This is a genomic window from Clostridium brassicae, from assembly GCF_026738875.1.
GTDB lineage: Bacteria > Bacillota > Clostridia > Clostridiales > Clostridiaceae > Clostridium_H > Clostridium_H brassicae.
Map to the genome: position 1 here is coordinate 42,037 of NZ_JAPQFJ010000020.1, position 19,265 is coordinate 61,301.

At 30.3% G+C, this 19,265-nt stretch carries 18 protein-coding genes and 2 pseudogenes; 18 read left to right on the top strand and 2 right to left on the bottom strand.

The window, feature by feature from the left end:
• Positions 1-259 precede the first annotated feature (259 nt).
• The 5 genes and pseudogenes from OW729_RS15980 (at position 260) to OW729_RS16000 (ending at position 4,177) form a co-directional block, all read left to right on the top strand.
• Positions 260-1,093: a class I SAM-dependent methyltransferase gene (locus OW729_RS15980; RefSeq protein WP_268062557.1), complete on the top strand. Its 834-nt coding sequence runs from the start codon at positions 260-262 to the stop codon at positions 1,091-1,093.
• 135 nt (positions 1,094-1,228) lie between these two features.
• On the top strand, positions 1,229-1,813 hold the full coding sequence (locus OW729_RS15985; RefSeq protein WP_268062558.1) for a Crp/Fnr family transcriptional regulator: 585 nt from the start codon (positions 1,229-1,231) through the stop codon (positions 1,811-1,813).
• A gap of 65 nt (positions 1,814-1,878) precedes the next feature.
• Positions 1,879-2,628 (top strand): SDR family NAD(P)-dependent oxidoreductase, encoded by a 750-nt coding sequence (locus tag OW729_RS15990; RefSeq protein ID WP_268062559.1) that lies wholly within the window; start codon positions 1,879-1,881, stop codon positions 2,626-2,628.
• 117 nt (positions 2,629-2,745) lie between these two features.
• Positions 2,746-2,932: pseudogene (locus OW729_RS15995) on the top strand (transposase-like zinc-binding domain-containing protein); the annotation flags it as partial.
• An 87-nt stretch (positions 2,933-3,019) separates the two neighbouring features.
• On the top strand, positions 3,020-4,177 hold the full coding sequence (locus tag OW729_RS16000; protein ID WP_268062560.1) for a glycosyltransferase: 1,158 nt from the start codon (positions 3,020-3,022) through the stop codon (positions 4,175-4,177).
• Between the two features lie 106 nt (positions 4,178-4,283).
• Here OW729_RS16000 and OW729_RS16005 read toward each other — a convergent pair whose 3' ends face one another.
• Positions 4,284-4,475 carry a hypothetical protein gene (locus OW729_RS16005; protein ID WP_268062561.1) on the bottom strand — a complete coding sequence of 64 codons (192 nt, stop codon included), beginning with the start codon at positions 4,473-4,475 and terminating at the stop codon, positions 4,284-4,286.
• Positions 4,476-4,824: 349 nt separating this feature from the next.
• Here OW729_RS16005 and OW729_RS16010 point away from each other — a divergent pair, with 349 nt between their 5' ends.
• From OW729_RS16010 to OW729_RS16055, 10 genes and pseudogenes are all read left to right on the top strand, one after another.
• Complete coding sequence (locus OW729_RS16010; protein WP_268062562.1) at positions 4,825-5,715, top strand: NUDIX hydrolase; 891 nt, start codon at positions 4,825-4,827, stop codon at positions 5,713-5,715.
• Between the two features lie 18 nt (positions 5,716-5,733).
• Positions 5,734-6,534: a ribose-phosphate pyrophosphokinase gene (locus OW729_RS16015; protein ID WP_268062563.1), complete on the top strand. Its 801-nt coding sequence runs from the start codon at positions 5,734-5,736 to the stop codon at positions 6,532-6,534.
• A 14-nt stretch (positions 6,535-6,548) separates the two neighbouring features.
• Positions 6,549-7,100, top strand: coding sequence for a cysteine hydrolase family protein (locus OW729_RS16020; RefSeq protein WP_268062564.1), 552 nt, complete (start codon positions 6,549-6,551; stop codon positions 7,098-7,100).
• Positions 7,100-8,569, top strand: coding sequence for a nicotinate phosphoribosyltransferase (locus tag OW729_RS16025; RefSeq protein ID WP_268062574.1), 1,470 nt, complete (start codon positions 7,100-7,102; stop codon positions 8,567-8,569). The genes OW729_RS16020 and OW729_RS16025 overlap by 1 nt, the downstream gene beginning before the upstream one ends.
• Positions 8,570-8,658: 89 nt before the next feature.
• The gene (gene nadE, locus OW729_RS16030) at positions 8,659-9,393 is read left to right on the top strand and encodes an NAD(+) synthase (RefSeq protein WP_268062565.1); all 735 of its coding nucleotides are present in this window, start codon (positions 8,659-8,661) and stop codon (positions 9,391-9,393) included.
• 413 nt (positions 9,394-9,806) lie between these two features.
• Positions 9,807-11,264 carry an aminoacyl-histidine dipeptidase gene (locus OW729_RS16035; RefSeq protein WP_268062566.1) on the top strand — a complete coding sequence of 486 codons (1,458 nt, stop codon included), beginning with the start codon at positions 9,807-9,809 and terminating at the stop codon, positions 11,262-11,264.
• 370 nt (positions 11,265-11,634) lie between these two features.
• Entirely contained in the window at positions 11,635-13,554 is a 1,920-nt protein-coding gene (locus OW729_RS16040) for an OPT family oligopeptide transporter (protein WP_268062567.1), read from the top strand.
• Positions 13,544-13,894 (top strand): PqqD family protein, encoded by a 351-nt coding sequence (locus OW729_RS16045; protein ID WP_268062568.1) that lies wholly within the window; start codon positions 13,544-13,546, stop codon positions 13,892-13,894. Before OW729_RS16040 ends, OW729_RS16045 begins: the two co-directional genes overlap by 11 nt.
• A gap of 264 nt (positions 13,895-14,158) precedes the next feature.
• Positions 14,159-14,346, top strand: a pseudogene (locus OW729_RS16050) (reverse transcriptase domain-containing protein); the annotation flags it as partial.
• 276 nt (positions 14,347-14,622) lie between these two features.
• Positions 14,623-15,888, top strand: a complete 1,266-nt coding sequence (locus tag OW729_RS16055) for an aminotransferase class V-fold PLP-dependent enzyme (RefSeq protein ID WP_268062569.1) — start codon at positions 14,623-14,625, stop codon at positions 15,886-15,888.
• Between the two features lie 81 nt (positions 15,889-15,969).
• Here the strand turns inward: OW729_RS16055 and OW729_RS16060 are convergent, their stop codons facing one another.
• A complete protein-coding gene (locus OW729_RS16060; RefSeq protein WP_268062570.1) occupies positions 15,970-17,319 on the bottom strand; it encodes a DUF4317 domain-containing protein in 1,350 nt (449 codons plus the stop codon).
• 188 nt (positions 17,320-17,507) lie between these two features.
• On the opposite strand from OW729_RS16060, the gene OW729_RS16065 reads away from it, so the two are divergent.
• From OW729_RS16065 to OW729_RS16075, 3 genes are all read left to right on the top strand, one after another.
• The gene (locus tag OW729_RS16065) at positions 17,508-17,957 is read left to right on the top strand and encodes a hypothetical protein (protein ID WP_268062571.1); all 450 of its coding nucleotides are present in this window, start codon (positions 17,508-17,510) and stop codon (positions 17,955-17,957) included.
• A 316-nt stretch (positions 17,958-18,273) separates the two neighbouring features.
• Positions 18,274-18,984 carry a LytR/AlgR family response regulator transcription factor gene (locus OW729_RS16070; protein WP_268062572.1) on the top strand — a complete coding sequence of 237 codons (711 nt, stop codon included), beginning with the start codon at positions 18,274-18,276 and terminating at the stop codon, positions 18,982-18,984.
• A gap of 12 nt (positions 18,985-18,996) precedes the next feature.
• A complete protein-coding gene (locus tag OW729_RS16075; RefSeq protein WP_268062573.1) occupies positions 18,997-19,206 on the top strand; it encodes a hypothetical protein in 210 nt (69 codons plus the stop codon).
• Positions 19,207-19,265: the final 59 nt, after the last annotated feature.

Below are 19,265 nucleotides of genomic sequence, written 5' to 3' on the forward strand. Positions count from 1 at the left end.
CACTTGATGTTAAGTAATCATCTAATATAAGTGAAACGTGGAGAAGAAAGATAGAATCTTTAGTTGAATAGGCAAAAAAGACTGTTAGTCCTAACAGTTTATTTGTTATGCCTAGTCTATCAATTAAGATTTTACTCTTATTCTTTCGGTAATAACATGTAACTCTGTTTCTAGGAGCCGTAGAATAAACTACGGTTCTTTTTTATTTTTATATAATCATATTGTTACACAAATTTATTAGATAAAAGGAGATAAATTTATGGATTTTAATGATATATTTAAGTTTATTAAACAACCTAAAGTATTTGAACCAGGAACATCAAACTTTTGGCATGATTCTTATATATCAAAAAATATGTTAGAAGCTCATTTAAACCCAGATTGGGATGCAGCCAGTAGAAAACCAAAAACTATAGATAAAACTGTAGCTTGGATAAATGATAACTTTTTACAAGACTATTCTACAATACTAGATTTGGGTTGTGGACCTGGATTATATGCTGAGAGACTAGCAAGATTAGGATATCATGTAACAGGAATTGATTTTTCAAAGCGGTCTATTGAGTATGCGAAAGAATCTGATAGGAAGCAAGAGTTAAATATTGAATACATATATCAAAACTATTTAGAAATTGATTATGATGAGAAGTTTGATGTGGCTATTCTTATATACTGTGACTTTGGGGTATTAAGTAATGAAGACAGAGCGGTGCTTCTACAAAAGGTATACAAGGCACTTAAGCCAGGTGGATTTTTTATTTTTGATGTATTTACAGAGGACTTTAAAAAGGATAAGATTATAGAGAAAAACTGGTATACTAGTCAGAAAGACTTTTGGGGCAATGAAAATCATATTGTTTTATCTGAAGTGTTTCATTACCCAGAAGAAAAAGTATTTTTAGATCAGAATATTGTACTTTTAGATTCAAATAGATTTGATGTGTATCGATCATATAATCATTATTATTCAGAAGATGACTTAACTCACTTACTGGATGAACATAGATACAGAAATCATCACTTTTTTTACGGTATTATAGGTGATAATAATTTTATATCAAATAGTGTAGTATTTACAGTTACACAAAAATAGAGGATAAGTTTTATAAAAACTACAATTATAGTGATATAGTGAACTGGACCATTACCAAAATATGTTACAATGAAAAATTAAGTAGTGATAAAATGAACCATTTTATCAATGAAATTAAAGGAGTTGATAAAATTGATGAATGCTAGTAGATATTTGGAACTAGCACTTAAAATAAAAATAGATGCAAATGTTTCAGATATGATTAATAATGAAGCTTCTTTTGTGGATTTCCCAGCAAAACATATTGTATTATTGGAAGGAATGAAATCGACAAACCTTTATTTTATCATCAGTGGAATAGTTAGAGGCTATTATATTGATGAACAGGGGAATGATATTACAAAATGTTTCAGCAGTGAGAATGAGTTTTTTTCTTCTGAAGGCTTACGGAAAGAAAGCGTTTCATCATTTACAATTGAATGTCTAGAGCATTGCCAGTGTATTCAGCTTCCATATGTATTGATATATAAAATTATAAAAGCAGATGAAAATTTAAATAATATATTTATTAAGTATTATCTACAGGAAATCGAAAAATTAGAAAATAGGGTTAAAAATTCAGCTTTAATGAATGCTGAAGAGCGATATATTGATTTTTGCAGACAATATCTTCATCTTCATGATAGAGTTGAATTAAAGTATATTGCATCCTATATAGGTATTAGGGCTGCATCTTTGAGCAGGATAAGAAAAGAAATGAAAAATATTTCTTACAATTAACCTATGTGAATTACTATGACATTTCTTTCTTCTATAATGATGTAAGAAGAAAGGAGTGTTTATATATGAAATATGTGTTAATTACTGGAGGAACAAGTGGAATAGGATTTGAACTTGCAAAGAATTTTGCTAGAGACGGCTACGGACTTGTTATTGTTTCTGCTAGCAGTGAAAGATTGAAAAAAGCTAAGAAAAAATTAGAAGATCAGTTCAAAACAAAGGTATTAATCTATCAACAGAATTTGGGAAATATAGGAGCGGCAATACAATTATATAGTAGAATAAAAGAAGATAAATTAAACATATCCATACTTGTAAATAATGCAGGAGTAGGACTAGTTGGTTCTACAGATAAAATTGATTTACAACAGGATGAAAGTATGATGATATTAAATATCATCAATCTTGTAGAACTCTGTAAATTGTATATTTCTGATATGTATAGGCAAGGGAATGGTAAAATTTTAAATGTTTCTTCTACTGGGGCTTTTCAGCCAGGGCCATATACTAGTACTTATTTTGCCAGTAAAGCTTTTGTGTTGAGTTATAGTAGGGCAGTCCGTTATGAAGCAAAGAAAAAAGGTGTACAAGTTTGTACATTATGTCCTGGTGCTACAAAAACTAATTTCTTTGCTCGAGAAGGAACAAAAACTCCACGAAGTGCAATGACTGCCGAAGAAGTTGCTGGATATGCTTATAAACGATTTATGAAAAATAAAGACATTACTATTCCTGGTTTCGTAAATAGAATTCAAAAATTGCTCCCTGTGAAGTTGAGGATGCTGGTTGTTGCAAAAATAAAAAAATATGGCTGATATTGTAATTAATATTTTATATAATAAAATAAGGCTATGTTTTAAATCAATGTTGAAATGTGATGTAAATTCGTAATTATGCTAAATTCAATGGAATGAGGGCATTAACTATGGCAAATTCAAATACAACAACAGCATATATATTCTCTTTTAGAGGAAATGTTTGTATTAGGCTCACAAGTAAACCAAATTACACAGGAAGTTAAAGAATTTAGATTCGTCAAGGGGAAAGTATGGCCCTCATTGCGGTGCTGAAACTGTATCAAGAAACGGAAAATACAATGGTAAACAACGATATAAATGTAATGTAGCCAGTGCTTATACGAAGATAGTAGATTTTAGAGAAGGAAACCAATATTTGTTTAATTATATGTAAAGGATTGATAATAATATGAGAGTATTAATAGCACCTATGTCTGCAATGTCAGAAACAAGTGGTCCTATTTCCAGATCAGTTGCTCTATGTCACAAACTAATTGAGAAGGGGCATGAGGTTGCATTTTGTTCAGCGAAAGATGTTAATTTTAGAAGTGTAGAAAATGTAAAAAATTATTATGCTCCTGTCCCGTCACCATTTGGGACACCCATGTTTATCGGAAAGAAAATGCTTAAAATGGTACAGTTACTTGGAGTTCAGAAAAATAAAAAGGTCAATAGTTTTGAACAGGTATTGCATTTTGTTGGGGCAATTAGTAAGAAACACTTTTATAAAGATGTGCTTTATATAAGAAGAGCTATTCAAGATTTTCAACCTGATATAGTATATGCCGAAGCCAGAATTTCTGCAATTGTCGCTTCAAAATTAGCAGGTGTTAAAGTAGTCTCAGGATATAGTTATCCACTTCAAAAGTCTTTTGCTTCAAATCCTGAATATAGTACAAATGTTAAGAGATTTTTGCAGGAAAATAAACTACCTCAAATTGATTCAGTTCTTGATATATTTGATTGGGCTGACTTAAAAGTAATTCCAAGTTCATACGAGTTAGAACCAATTGATGGTAAAAATATAGTTTTCACGGGCCCATTCCTTACATCCAATATTGAATTTGTAGAAAAACCAAAAAATAAAATCATAGTGTATATGGGTTTTGGAACAATTAATCCTAAAATAGTTATAGATAACTTAACTAAAGCATTTGAAGAAACGAATTTTCAAGTATATATTGCGACTGGACAAGTAAAGCCATACAAAAAAAATAATATAAATGTTAATAAAAGGTTTGATTTTAGTGAACTTATGCCAGAAGCCATAGCATACATAAATCATGGAGGTCAAAATAGTATTATGACAGGATTAATGTATGGAGTTCCTCAAATAATTTATCCAGGCAATGTTTTTGAGCGAAGATATAATGCCAATTCAATAGTTAACTTGAAGGCAGGGGTCTCATTAGAAGAGACTGGGTTTAATAATGAAACAATTAAAAAGATTGTTAATGATTTTATTGACAATCCTACCTATGTAAACAATGCTAAAAAAGCAAGGGAGCAATTAATAAATTTTGGAGGGGTAAATAAGGTGGTTAAAGTTATAGAAGATTTAATATAACTGACAACCTTCTAAAAATATAAAAAGTATAAATATAAAAGAGGATTAAATAAACAAGTGATAATATGTATGAATATTGTCACTTGTTTATTTAACTTAATACAAATTAATCTCCATTCTCTCCACCAGGACCATCGCGTCTTGGGCGTGAGGATTCTGGAAGAGGTTCAACATTTTTATATTTCTTAGAGTTAGAGAATTCGTTCTCATGGATAATATTAAAAGAGTTATTTTGCTGCTTAGAGTTTGAGCAATTGTTATGTTGGTTTAAATTAGAATGGTTGTTTTTAATAGCCATTTTATAATCACCACCTTCTAAGTTATTTTGTACAGATAATAAGTTTTTATGTCAGAAGTTTTTTGTAATTATTAAACTAGCCTTAGCTGCTGATATTGTTTGGTGAAGGCTCGCATCCACTATGAAATCCACGACAATACAGAAATGTGTTGTCGTGGATTATTTTAAAATTGTAAGGAAATTTATATGATATGTATCTTACCTGGAAGAAATGGACATAAATTTTATATAAATAATGGAGATTTTATTTAAAAATATTTATTGACATATGATGGAATAAGTTGTACTATTATTAGATAACATCAATTTGATATTATCTAACTGAAAATATGTTGAGGTGGAAAATAATATGGATAAACATTTTATAGATAAGGAAGAAGAATTCTTAAGAAGTTATGATGAGAATGATTATAAAAGACCAAGTGTTACAAATGATATTATAATATTTACAACTGATGATAAGGAAGAAGATAATCTTCGGAAGGTACCAAAAAAAGGACTTCAGGTTATTTTAGTTAAAAGAGATGATTATCCCTATATAGGAAAATGGGCACTGCCAGGAGGATTTATTGATATAGAAGAAGACTTAGAAGTTGGTGCTAGGAGAAAACTTAAGGAGAAGACAGGAATAGACAATGTTTATACAGAGCAGCTTTATACTTTTGGAGATGTTGATAGAGATAAAAGAACAAGGGTTATTAGTGTGGGAAATATTGCTTTAGTAGAAAAGAGCAGCATAAGATTTAAAGAAGTAGATTTGCAAAAGAAAAGTGAGTGGTTTTGGATAGATAAGACTCTTATCAGCTCTGAAAAGCAAGAACAATATACAGAAAACAAACATCTTTTATCTCTTAAATCTATTGATGAAAAAACAATAATGAATTACGAAGTAACAGAGGAAATTGGAAGAAACATCTTTAGAAGAAAGGAAATTTCTTATAAATTATTAAATAATTCTACAAAGGAATTGGCTTTTGATCATTATAAGATATTAGATTATGGAATAGATAGATTAAGAAATAAAGTTGAGTATACACCAATTGCTTTTAATCTTTTGCCAAGAGTATTTACTGTAAAGGAACTACAGAATGTCTATGAAGCGATAATGGGAAAAGAAATTTTAAATTTCAGAAGAAAGATGGGGGAAATGATTATAGAAACTGATGAAAAAATAGAGGGTAAAGCCTTTAGACCAGCTAAGGTATTTAAATTTAATGAAAATTGGGAGCATAATTTTTAAAAATCAGGAGGTTACAAAATGATTTATTTTAATAATGAGAGAGTTGAGATTAAGAAATTCCCTAATGGTGAATCTCTTATTTATAGTAAAAATTTAAAGTTAAAAAGTGATGATAATGAGATTAGACTTTATTTTGAGAATGATGAAGATATAACTCAACTAATATTTTTGAAAAATCATTTAGATGAATTAAAAGTAAAATGTAATTTAATACTTCCCTATATGCCTTATAGTAGAATGGACAGAACTGAGGGAATAGCAATTTTTACTTTAAAGCATCTGTGCAAATTAATTAATAGTTTAAAATTTGAAAGCGTAACAATTTATGAACCACATTCAGATGTATGTACTGCATTATTGGATAGGGTTAAGGTAGTAAATATGTCAAAAATGCTAGCTGAGAGCCTCTTAAAAGAATTGATGAATAATGGAAAAGAAGAGATATATTTAGTTTATCCTGATGCAGGTGCAGCTAAGAGATATGGAAAAGAAATAGACTATGAAAAAAACCTAACTGCAAGCAAAGAACGAGACTTTAAAACAGGATTTATTAAGAAACTAGATATTAATGGGAATATGAAAAGTAAAAGATTTAAGGCTATTATAGTGGATGATTTATGTTCAAAAGGTGGTACTTTTATGCTTACAGCTTCTAAGTTAAAGGAAATGGGGGCAACGGAAATATACTTAGTAGTTACCCATTGTGAAAATACAGTTTTTGAAGGTGAATTGTTAACTAGTGGTTTAATAACTAGGTTATATACAACTAATAGTATTTTAAGTAAAGGGCATGAAAAAATTAAGGTGTATGAGATTTAAAGGGGGGATTAATTATGGAAAAACTATTAGTAGTTATTGATTATCAAAATGACTTTGTGGATGGAACACTTGGATTTGAAAAAGCAAAAACATTAGAAAAGTCTATATATGATAAGGTTACTAAGTATTTACAAGAGGGATATAAGGTGATATTTACTTATGATACTCATTATGAAGAATATTTAAAAACTAGAGAAGGTAAAAACTTACCTGTGGTACATTGTATTAAAGATACCAATGGTCATAAGCTGTATGGAAAAATAAAGGATTTTTCAAGTTCAGAAAATACGATGCATTATGAAAAAAAAGGTTTTGGAATATCTCCAGAAGATATGATTCAAATAGCTAATGAAGTAGGAGAAGATATCAAGGAAATTGAGATAGTTGGAGTTGTTACCAATATATGTGTAATTAGTAACGTAGTATTGTTTCAGTCCCAATACAGAAATGCTGACATTATAGTAGATGCAAGTCTTTGTGCTAGTTTTGATGATAAACTACATGAAAAAGCATTAGATGTAATGGAAGGTCTACAGGTAAAAGTAATTAATAGGGGGAACTTATGATGATAAATCCATTTTTGTTAACGGATTTTTATAAAACAATTCATCATATGTGCTATGCACAGGGAATGACTAAATTAGTAAGTTACTGGACTCCCAGAATGTCTAGAAAAGAAAATATGGATAAAGTTGTTATGTTTGGACTACAACCTTTTATAAAGAAGTATTTAATTCAATACTTTAATGAAAACTTCTTCCAAAAGGATAAGGAAGATGTGGTTTCTGAGTATAAAAGAGTCATCTCTAAAACCATGGGAAATATTGTAGCTGATACAAAGCATATTGAAGCTTTGCATGACTTAGGATATTTGCCAATACAAATTAAAGCTGTAGCAGAAGGTTCAAGAGTAAATATTAAAACACCAATGATTGAGATTACCAATACACAGCCTGATTTTGCTTGGATAGTGAATTATTTAGAAACATTTATGAGCTGCAATATATGGCAGCCAATGACAAGTGCCACTATTGCATATAGATACAGAGAAATAGTAGAAAAGTATTTTAATATTACTGTAGAAAATGGGGATGTAAAAAAGGCTTGTGGAGATTTTAGTATGAGAGGTTTTAGCTCTGTGGAAAGTGCGGAACTTAGTGGTGCAGCACACTTGCTTTCATTTTTAGGAACAGCAACAATACCTGCCATTAGTTATTTAGAGGAATATTATAATTGTAATATAGAAGAGGAAATAATTGGCTTAGGAACACCTTCTACAGAACATAGTGTAATGTGTAGCTACGGTGAAGATGAGTTTTCAGCCTATAAGAGATTAATCACTGAGGTGTTCCCAAGTGGAATTTTGAGCATAGTATCTGATACCTATGATTATTGGAATGTTATAACAGGTATACTTCCAAGATTGAAAGAAAATATATTAAATAGAGATGGCAAAATTGTTATTAGAGGGGATAGTGGGGATCCAGTAAAAATAATTTGTGGAGATAAGGATGTGGCAAAGGATAGTGAGGAATATAAGGGAACTGTTGAGCTACTGTGGGATATATTCGGGGGAGAAATCAATTCAAAAGGATATAAGGTTTTGAATAGTAAAATAGGGACAATTTATGGAGACAGTATAACTGTGGAAAGATGTGAGCAGATTTGTAAGGGTCTAGAAGAAAAAGGATTTGCAGTAAATAACTGTGTGTTTGGTATAGGGTCATATACCTACCAATATAATACTAGAGATACTTTTGGATTTGCCCTAAAGGCTACTCATGCAGTAATAGATGGTAAAGAAAAGTTTATCTTCAAAGCTCCTAAAACAGATAAGGATAATTTTAAAAAGTCACAAAAGGGAATGTGTTATGTATATAGAGAAGGACAAGACATTTTATATAAAGATGAATTAACTATAAAAGAACAAGCAGAATATAAGGATAATCTACTAGAAACCGTATTTAAAGATGGTAAGTTGATAAAAGACTATTCATTATCAGAAATAAGAAATAGGCTGCATGGGAACTTATAGTAACATTTTTGTAGTAATTATTTTCAAAAGCTACAATTTAGAATAGGGCAGGAAATTAATTTTTTCATTTTTATGGGAGGTATAAAAAATTGAGAAGAGATTTTAATGCAAAAAACGAATGTGAAAATATTATAAATTGGATTAAAGAATATTTTAAAGCTCAGTCTAATGCTAAGGGAGCTATTATTGGAATTAGTGGAGGTAAGGACAGCTTGGTGGCAGCTAAGTTATTAGTTGAAGCTTTAGGAAAAGAAAGAGTATTTGGAGTTTTAATGCCAAATGGTGAGCAGAAGGATATAGCTGATAGCTTAAGAATTGTAGATATTTTAGGAATTAATTATAAAATAGTTAATATAGAGAAAGCTTACAATGGATTATTAGAGGGTATTGCAGATGAAAGTTTATCTATTGATGCTAAAATCAATATTCCTCCGAGAATTAGAATGACTACTTTGTATGCGATTGGCACTAACATGAACTATAGGGTATGTGGTACTGGAAATAAATCAGAAGGTTTTGTAGGATATACAACAAAATGGGGTGATAACGCCTTTGACTTTAATCCTATAGGAGATTTAACTACTGAAGAGGTTGTAGCAGTAGGAGACTCTTTAGGGCTACCTTATGAATTGGTTCATAAAACTCCAAGTGATGGGTTAAGTGGAAAATCGGATGAGGAAAAGTTAGGCTTTTCTTATGAGCAAATTAATAAGTATATAGAAAATGGTAGCTGTGGTGATAAAGAAGTAGATAAGAAAATTAAGTTGAAGCATGAGTATAATAAACACAAAAGAGATTTGCCATCAAAGTATGAGAGGGGCTAAGATAAGAATGTAACTAGTTATTTTTTATAGGAGTTTTAAGAGGTTCGCCTCCACCATTAAAACCCACGATAGTTATTGTTAAGGTTTTTTTACCTTTTATATAAATTTAGGATTATTTATAATGAAGCGTATCATAAGTAAATGAGGTTTTTACTATTTTTAGATTAAATAGTAGGGATTGTGAAAAAGTATGTAAATTACAAAATATAGCAGCTTTCTATGATAAAATATAACTATCATAGAAAGCTGTTTTGTTATGGAAAAAAGAATATTATTGCTCATTTAATTAGGGAGTATGATATAAAACATGTTGATTTTTATTTTAGTTTGTGGTAAATATACATATAGAGATATTTACAATATTTTGAAATATTTCCATAAATAATACAAAATCAGAAAGGGTGATGATAACAATGAAAGAAGCACTTAAAGGTTTACAACCAGTTGAAGTATTTAAATACTTTGAAAAGCTATCACAGATTCCAAGAGGGTCTGGAAATGAAAAAGGGATTAGCGACTATTTAGTATCCTTTGCTAAGGAGCAGGGCCTAGAATATGTTCAGGACTCTGCATTAAATGTTGCTATAAAAAAGAAAGCAACACCCGGATATGAAAACAGTCCTGCTATTGTTTTGCAAGGTCATATGGATATGGTGTGTGAAAAAAATATAGGTATAGAGCATGATTTTACTAAGGATCCGCTAAAGTTAAGAGTAATTGATGACATGATATATGCAACTGGCACAACTTTGGGAGCAGATAATGGAATTGCGGTTGCAATGGGACTCGCAATTTTGGCTTCTAATGAATATCAACATCCGGCAATAGAATTGCTTGTTACCACTTCAGAAGAAACAGGAATGGGTGGAGCAATGACATTAGAACCTAAAAATATAGAAGGAAGAACACTTATTAATATAGACTCCGAAGTAGAAGGTACGCTATTAGTGAGTTGTGCTGGGGGAGTTACAGCTAAAACAACAATTTCTGTAGCATGGGAAGCAATAGATGCAAACCTTGTTCCATATATAATTAGAATAAGAGGCTTAAAAGGTGGACATTCTGGAATGGAAATAGATAAAGAAAGAGGCAACTCTAATAAATTAATGGGTCGTATACTTATGTCCATTTTATCTGAAATAGATTTTAGACTCAGTTCATTAAATGGTGGATCTAAGCACAATGCTATTCCACGTGAGACAGATGCTGTTATCTTAGTAAGAGCTGAGGATAAAGCTTTAGTTGAGCAAAAAATATCTGAGTGTGAAGAATTATTTAAAACTGAATTGAGAACACCAGATCCTGACGTAAGAGTAGAATTTGAAGTTTTACCTACCTTGCCTCCAGAAATGCTTTCAAAAGAATCAACTAATAATGTAGTTAACTACTTATACTTAGTTATAAATGGGGTAACTTCGATGAGCATGGATATTAATGGTTTAGTAGAAAGCTCCTTGAATCTTGGAGTAATTGTTACTCATAAAGATTCGGTAGAATTCATAAGCTCAATCAGAAGTTCCGTTAGAAGCTTAAAGAACGAATTATATAATAGATTGGTTGTAACGGCTAAACTGAATGGCGGAAGTGTTGTTGCGGAATCTGGTTACCCTGAATGGGCATATAATCCTGATTCAAAAATAAGAACAATTTTTGAAGATGTATATGAAAAAATGTATGGAAAGAAACCTCATATAACTGCAATTCATGCTGGACTTGAGTGCGGATTGTTTGCAGAAAAATTTGATCAAATAGATGCTATTTCTTTTGGACCAAATCTATATGATGTTCACACTCCAAATGAACACATGAGTATTTCTTCAGTTCAGAGGACGTGGGAATACTTATTGGAGGTATTAAAAAATGTAAAATAATTAAATGTTTGGACCAAAGATTTTGATCTTTGGTCCTTATAATTTATCCAATGACTACCTGTTCTAATACTCCTATCTTCTTCAAAGTGGAAGTAAAGAGTGGCTACGTCTCTGGATAACGACTTCTAAAGAATAAAGCCCTTAAGAATTCTGTTAATAATTTGCAGTGGAATTAAAAACTCCATCTGAAGCTTAAAAATCTGTTTATTTCCTTGTCCTATGTTCTGTGTCTTTTAAATGTAAATTTTATTGTTCTAATTAGTAGCCTCATTGCAATTAAATAAGTAAAAAAATTGATATTTTAAAAATGGTATATTTTAATGGTAATTATATTATAATATGTATATATAATACATTAGGGGGATATATTGTGGATAATAAGTTATCTAAATATGCATATGGTGGTGTAGCTGGTAAAGACTACGTACCTTACGTTTCTAGTGGTTCTAGATCTGGGGGAAACGTTGTCGTATTGATAATTGGTATCATTTTGGCTGCTTTGTTTGCAGCATCTACTGCCTATTCAGGTATGAAATCAGGTCTTACAGTTGCGGCTGGTATACCTGGTTCTATACTAGGCTCCGCTCTTATAGCTGTATTTTCTAAACAAAAAGGTATTCTTGGTAAAAACCTAATTCAAGGTATGTCAAGTGGTGCAGAATCTGTTGCTAGTGGCATAATATTTGTTTTACCAGCAATTCTATTAATAGGTTCTAAAGTTACTTTTTTAGAAGGTTTTGCTGTTGGTGTAGGTGGAGTTTTATTCGGTATAGGAATAGCTTCTCTTGTTCACAACTACTTAATGGTTGAAGAACACGGTAAATTAATGTATCCTGAGTCAATGGCTATAGCTGAAACACTTGTTGCTTCAGAAGGTGCTGGAGAATCAATGAAATACATGGGAATCGGGTTTGGAATAGGCGGTATTATAACTGTTGTAACTAGTTCATTTTTAAATGTAGCTAACAATGTTATAAGCTATGTAAACGAAGCCTTCTACAAGTGGAAATTTGAAATTGAAGTCAATCCCCTATTATTAGGTATAGGATATATAGTTGGTTTAGAGGTTTCTTTAACTATGTTTGCTGGTTCTATATTATCTAACTTCTGTATTATGCCTTTAATAGGTTACTTCGCTGCTCTTGGACAACACGGCGCAGCTGTATGGAATAATCCTGATGTTGCTATAAACGCTATGCAGGTTAAACATATAGCTGGTAGTTATGTAAAATATATCGGTGCTGGAATAATGCTTTCTGGTGGGTTAATAGGTGCTATAAAGCTTATACCTACAATAGTATCTTCCATAAAAGAAACTATTAATGCTAAGTCTTCAAATAGTGGTGAGGGTTCATCTGTTGGAAACATAATATTACTTGGTGGTATAGTAATATGTTTCATAGGCGGTTTCTTGATATCTGGTGGTAATATATTAATGGCAATAGCTGCTTCTATTTTATCATTATTCTTATCATTACTATTTGTTATAGTTTCTGGTCGTTTAACTGGTACTATAGGAACTTCGAACCTTCCTGTATCTGGTATGACTATAGCTTCTATAGTTGTTGTAACATTATTATTCGTTGCAATGGGATGGAAAAATTCTGAAAGCAACAAATCATTACTTTTATTTGGTACATTTATAGTTACTGCTATAGCTATGGCTGGTGGTTATTCTCAATCACAAAAAGTTACTTTCATAATAGGTGGCGACAAAAATGAAATGCAAAAATACTTTGCTATAGCTGGTATAGTTGGTGTTACAGTAGTTGTTGGTACTATATTGTTACTTTCTAACCAACTTGCAATGACTGGTGATAACGTTCCATTTGCACTACCTCAAGCTAACTTAATGTCAACATTAACTGCTGGTATAATGTCAAGTAAATTACCTTGGGTTATGATAATTGCTGGTGCTGTTATGGGAGTTGTTTTATTCTTATTAAACCTTCCTGTAATGACAGTTGCTATAGGATTCTATTTACCAATATCTACAACTTCTATAATACTAATAGGCGCATTAGTTCGTTTATTTGTAGAAAGAACTTGTAAATCTGAAAAAGAAAAAGAAGTTAAAGTTTCTAATGGTATAAGTTTATCATCTGGACTTGTTGCTGGTGGTTCTATAATAGGACTTGTAGGTATAGTACTTCAAGTAACAGGTGTTATAAAAGGAGCTGGACCAAGTGGATTCGTTGCTTCTAATGGAATGGCATTTTTAATATTAGCAGGTCTTATAATAGCTACTATAATACCTATAATGAACAGTAAGGTAAAAAATGATGAATAATAATGAAGAGGTCTTAAGTATAATATTTAAAGTCTCTGATAGTTTAAAATATGAAGTAGATAAGGACAATACTGTGACAATACTTGAAAAACAAGATCACAAGATCCAAAACTTCTTTAGAAAACTTAAATTTAGAATTCCAGAATATAAAAGAATTTCCATGGATGAATATGGGAGTTATGTGTTTTTGCAAATAAATGGCAAGAAAACTGTAAAAGATATTGGAGAAAATCTAGAAGCAAAGTATGGTGATAAAACTCACCCACTTTATGAAAGATTATTGTTATTCTTAAACCATATCGACGTTAATTGTCACTATATAGAAAAAACAAATTTCTGATACAAAAGATGGCACTACATTGTAGTTGCCATCTTTATTTATTAAGAAGCTCCATAGGCTATATTTGCAAATGGCAGCTTAGGAAGTTTAAGTTAGAAGAAAAGATAAAAACAAGAGTTAGAAAATAAGTCTGGGAAAACTATTTTATGTTCTACACATGACTTTGAATACGTAAAAAGAAAGAGAAAACAATGGAATAGATGATACTAATAACTTACTTGAAAGAACTCTAGCTAGGGAGAATATGCTAAGAGATATGAAAAAAAGTTAGATAAAGGCACACTGCAAGGTGGTCCACTAAGTCCACTACTTGCTAATATTATGCTTGATGAAATAGATAAAGAACTTGAGAAAAGGGGCATAGATTTTGTATATTTGCAGACGATTGTAATATATACGTGAAAAGCAACAGGTCAGGGATAAGAGTTATGACAAGTATAAGAAGAGTAATGTTTTATTTAACAATTCAGATGAAGCTTTAGAAACTAACAAGATGTTTTGAGTGTGATGGTGAATTTCATAAAAACACCAAACCAAATTGTTTCATAAGGTTAGTAAATAGTTACTTATTTACCTAAAGGATTAAAAAATTATTAGTAAATAGGGAATTATACAGCAAATACAGATACCTTACAGAAATCTTGGATTATAAATAATGAGTTCTTTTCTATAAATAAGTGGAATAAATATTAGTATAATTTTAGGTGAAATATAAGGAGTGAAATAAAATGTTATTAAGTAACTTATCTAGATATATTGAGGGGGCGAATATTCCGGTTGAGACTTTGGACGGAAAAATAGTTAAACGTGTTTATTTTAATAATTCAGGTACTGCACTAGCTTTGAGGCCCGTCATATGTGAGGTGAATAAAAATATTCCGTTCATTACATATACTGAAGCAGCAGGATATCTTGGTAAAAGAAATACTAAAAAATATGAATATGTACGAGAGATTATACTTGATTATGTGGGAGGAGATGTAGATAAAGATGAGGTAATCTATGTACACAACTCAACTGAAGGTATAAATTTATTAGCAGATCTTTTTTATCAAGAAGATTCTGATCAAGTAGTTATAACAACATCTATGGAACATATGGCTAATTATTTACCTTTCAAAAGTAGGTTTAAAATAGCGACTGTAGATATAACAAAAGAAGGAGACTTAGATATAGATGACCTTGTATACAAATTAACTATATATAAGAATAAAGTGAAGTTAGTTGCAGTAACTGGTGCTAGTAATGTAACTGGAATTGGACCACCAATTTATAAAATTGCACAAATAGTTCATGATTATGGAGCTAAAATATTGGTAGATGCTGTTCAGTTAGTTCAGCACCGACCATTTAGTATGAAACCACATAATAATAGTAGTCATATAGATTTTGTGGTTTTTAGTGCTCATAAATGCTATACTCCATTTGATGGTGGAGCTCTAATTGGACCAAGTAAATTTTTCGCTAAATATTTGCCACCCATACAGGGATCAGATAACACTAGTTTTGTAAGCAGTGAGAAAGTAATTTATGCTCCCACACCACATCGTTATGAAGCTGGTTTTCCTAATATATTTGGAGTTATGGCAATGGGGGCAGCTCTTAAATTCTTAAAATCTCAAGGACTTAAAAATATAGCAGAATATGAAAAACGATTATACTATTACCTGAAAAGTGGATTAGAATCTATTCCTAGAGTGATAATATATGGACAGGAATCAAATAATATAATAATTCCCTATATATCATTTAATGTAGAAGGTATTAACTACAGTGACGTAGGGAATTATCTAGTATATGAACACGGAATAGAGGTAGCCGCAGGTATACCAGGAGCGAATATATATATTGAAAAATTATTAGATGTCAGCCCAGAAGAAGCCTATAGACGATACAAGTCTGGAAATCCTATAGGAATAGTACGTGCTAGTTTGGGAATGTATAATACTTTTAGTGAAATTGATCGATTAATTAAAGCTTTAAGAATGATATAGTACGGTGAACCGTAGCATAAGTAAAAATAAATAAAAATAGCAAACTTTATTTTTGAGATTTGCTATTTTTATTTATATAACTTAAATCAAATCATCTAAGCCATTAACTGTAGTTTGTTCATTCTCATCAATAGGAATAACTATACATTTTTGACCATCTATTATTTGAGCTTTGATTTTTGGTACTTTTTCAGGCTTTACTTGAAGTATAACATCATAGTCAGTAGTAAGGTTATTATCCTCTGAATTGGTAGTTGGAGTTTCTTCTAAGTTATCTTCTAAAGCCTCATCTAAAATCACATTATCCTCATCATCCTTTTTAGGAAATTCCTCTTCCGTGTCCACAGCTGTCTCTTTATTTACTTCTTTAAGTTTATGTTGTAGAATTTCTACTTGCTTTTCAAGCTGTTCTTCTTTTTTCTTTTGAGCATTTGCTTTAAGTGCTTTTGAGTCAATTAAATTCTCTGCCAAAGGAAGGTCTTCACCAAAGTTTTCTAAATAAGATTTTTCAATTTTAGCAGTAGCTTCTTCAGGAACCCCGCTTTCTATTAAAAGATTTTGTATGTCCTTTTGTTTTAAGGTTATAGGTTCTTCATCTGTATCAGCATATGTTGAATTGTACTCATCTATCATAGTATTTAGGTTTTCTTGTATTTCCATAAAAGTTTTCTCGGCTTTTTCTTCATCAGCGCTAATAGAATCTTTAATAATTGCTTGGAAGGTTTGTTTTTGGATAGTGGCAGTTTGTTTTGAAAAGCAACCTAAAGCATTTTCCATTAATTCAGGATGTGGTTCCTTTGCATTTTTAGTGTAATACATAACAGAATTAACATCTGAAGCACGATTAATAAAAGCAGGAAATACAAAGCCAAGGGTTGGAACATTAACTACCCAATCTCTAATACGTGCCTTTATTTTCTTTTCTTCTTCAAAGTATCTAAGCCCAGGCTCTGAAAGTGAAACAGGGCATATTGCGCATAGAATATACTCATATATTTCTTCAGATTCATCTATTTTAGCATTATCAGTAGTTTTAGTGATAACATCATAAGCATCATGAAAAACTAGTATTAAAAAATTACCAGTATAATCATAACTATCTATAATGGACTTATAAAAATCTTCAAGTAGAGCATCATCTTTTAATTGGCTTTTTTTAAGTTTAAAAAGAGAAATTTGTTTTTCATTTTCAAGATTTTCATTAAGTGGAAAGTTAAGTTCTAAAATATTATTGCCAATAGTTCCAGATAGGACTTTTTTAGCAATTTCTAAGTATTTAAAGTATTCATCCTCATCTAAATTTAAGAAGGTTTCTCTAAAATTTAAAATAATATTTTTTTCGCCATTAACATAGCAACCACATATTTTAGTGAAGGTGCAATGATCTTTTTTTAAACGTTTTTTTAACTCAAGTATATCTTTCTTTTTCATATATAAATCCCCTCCACCATTAAGTATAGTATTTTTTTTATATTAATTAAAGAGTTTATTAGGTGGAACTTAGTAACTATATTGGACCATTTTCTTTTATGAAAAATGTTTAAGGTGGAACCTGTTTCTAGTGGATGATATTATAAAAGTAGTTATTTTGCTGTGGCATAGAAAAAGGGGGATAAGTCGTGGAAGGATATAAACAGTGGGCTCAAAGTTTTAGTATGGAATGGCTTAATGAATTATTGAATAGCATTGAAAAGAACTGCTCTCAAGAAAATTGTGCATTACTTTTAGAGGGATGCGGTGCATGTCATTATAAATCAATGGAGCATATGTTAGAAAAATATGTTGGAGATTTGCAAGGATTCATTAATTTTATGGTAAAAAAACATGGACAAATTATTACATATGATGAGGCTAAGAATATAATTCTTGTTGATGAGAACAAAAGCTATTGCGTATGTCCAATAAACCAATGCATGAATGGTAAAAAGGTGTCTCCAGCTCTTTGTCATTGTTCTGCAAGTATGACACAAAAAATGATTTCAAAGATTACTGGTAAGGAAGTAAAAAGTCGGGTTGTTACTTCCGTTTTAAGAGGAGATAAATCCTGTGTCTATGAGATTAAACTCTAATAAAGAAAAAGAGATACTGTAAAAAAAGTCTGTAAAAATAGTTTTCTATGATAAGATCAATTATCATAGAAAACTATTTTTTTATAAAAAAAGAAGATGGAGATGGTTATGAATTGCAAATTTTTGTATTTAAATAAATTATATAACAAATTAAAATATATATTGAATTTATCAATCAATAGAAGACTACAAAATATGTATCTTATGTACTAAAAACTATACCTTATGTAAGATATATTGCAATGAAATTTTCTAAATAATATAATTATATTGAGCTCGTAAAATAGATAAAATAAATTGTGTGTGGAGAAATTATATGATTAATATTGCAATATGTGATGATGATGAAAGTGTTATAAATCAAATTAAAAAATGTATAGGAGAATATAATGCATGCAAGAGTGCAATAAGCACCTACAATTGTGGAGAAGAATTATTAGTTGAAAGAAAAAAGTTTCATGTGATATTTCTAGATATTGATATGGTAGGAATAGATGGTATTGAAACTGCAAAAAGAATAAGAAAATATGATAAAACTGTAAAAATAATTTATATTACAAATTTCACTGACTATGTAAACTTAGCCTTTGAGGTTCATGCTTTTGGGTATTTGAACAAGCCTGTTAAAAAAGAGCAGATATATACTCAATTAAATGAAGCTATTGCATATTCAGAGGATAAAGAAGAAAAGGAATTAATAGAATTTGTAACATTAGAGGGGGTTGTACGGTTAGCTCCGAGGGATATATATTATTTTGAATATATAAACCGCAAGGTTAAGATTAAAACTTTAAACAATAACTATATGTTAAAGAAAAATATAACTACTGTTTTAAAAGATGTGAAAGAATATGGATTCTTAATGCCCCATAAGAGTTTTATAGTAAATTTATTTTATGTAAAATCTATAAAAGGATACGATATTTTTATGATGGATGGAAGTATTATACCTCTGTCTCAAAAAAAATCATCAGAGTTTAGAGAACAGTTTAATATATTTTTGGAAAATCACATTAAGAATATGTAAGGTGGGGCGTTTATGTTGAATAATTCAGTTACAATTTTAGGACAGATAATAACATTTTTATTAGGATTATTTTCTACTTATATAATTTTTGATTTTATGAGTAAATTTGAAAGAAATCTATATTATAAAAAACATTTTTATGTAATAGCTTATGGAGTCTGTCAAGAATTTTGTGTAAACTTCCATAAAAATTTTAGAATTAAATTATTTAAGAATAACTAGGTAAAAGTATTATTATGCTAACACCTAGTTATTTTAATTTCTTTAATATTTTTACAATA

Excerpts from the sequence above, each read along its gene's own strand:
- OW729_RS16045 (WP_268062568.1), top strand. The coding sequence starts at position 13,544 with ATGATGAATAATAATGAAGAGGTCTTAAGTATAATATTTAAAGTCTCT.
- OW729_RS15980 (WP_268062557.1), top strand. The coding sequence starts at position 260 with ATGGATTTTAATGATATATTTAAGTTTATTAAACAACCTAAAGTATTT.
- OW729_RS16055 (WP_268062569.1), top strand. The coding sequence starts at position 14,623 with ATGTTATTAAGTAACTTATCTAGATATATTGAGGGGGCGAATATTCCG.
- OW729_RS16005 (WP_268062561.1), bottom strand. The coding sequence starts at position 4,475 with ATGGCTATTAAAAACAACCATTCTAATTTAAACCAACATAACAATTGC.
- OW729_RS16015 (WP_268062563.1), top strand. The coding sequence starts at position 5,734 with ATGATTTATTTTAATAATGAGAGAGTTGAGATTAAGAAATTCCCTAAT.
- OW729_RS16025 (WP_268062574.1), top strand. The coding sequence starts at position 7,100 with ATGATAAATCCATTTTTGTTAACGGATTTTTATAAAACAATTCATCAT.
- OW729_RS16000 (WP_268062560.1), top strand. The coding sequence starts at position 3,020 with ATGAGAGTATTAATAGCACCTATGTCTGCAATGTCAGAAACAAGTGGT.
- OW729_RS16020 (WP_268062564.1), top strand. The coding sequence starts at position 6,549 with ATGGAAAAACTATTAGTAGTTATTGATTATCAAAATGACTTTGTGGAT.
- OW729_RS16070 (WP_268062572.1), top strand. The coding sequence starts at position 18,274 with ATGATTAATATTGCAATATGTGATGATGATGAAAGTGTTATAAATCAA.
- OW729_RS15990 (WP_268062559.1), top strand. The coding sequence starts at position 1,879 with ATGAAATATGTGTTAATTACTGGAGGAACAAGTGGAATAGGATTTGAA.
- OW729_RS16010 (WP_268062562.1), top strand. The coding sequence starts at position 4,825 with ATGGATAAACATTTTATAGATAAGGAAGAAGAATTCTTAAGAAGTTAT.
- OW729_RS16075 (WP_268062573.1), top strand. The coding sequence starts at position 18,997 with ATGTTGAATAATTCAGTTACAATTTTAGGACAGATAATAACATTTTTA.
- OW729_RS16060 (WP_268062570.1), bottom strand. The coding sequence starts at position 17,319 with ATGAAAAAGAAAGATATACTTGAGTTAAAAAAACGTTTAAAAAAAGAT.
- OW729_RS16035 (WP_268062566.1), top strand. The coding sequence starts at position 9,807 with ATGAAAGAAGCACTTAAAGGTTTACAACCAGTTGAAGTATTTAAATAC.
- OW729_RS15985 (WP_268062558.1), top strand. The coding sequence starts at position 1,229 with ATGAATGCTAGTAGATATTTGGAACTAGCACTTAAAATAAAAATAGAT.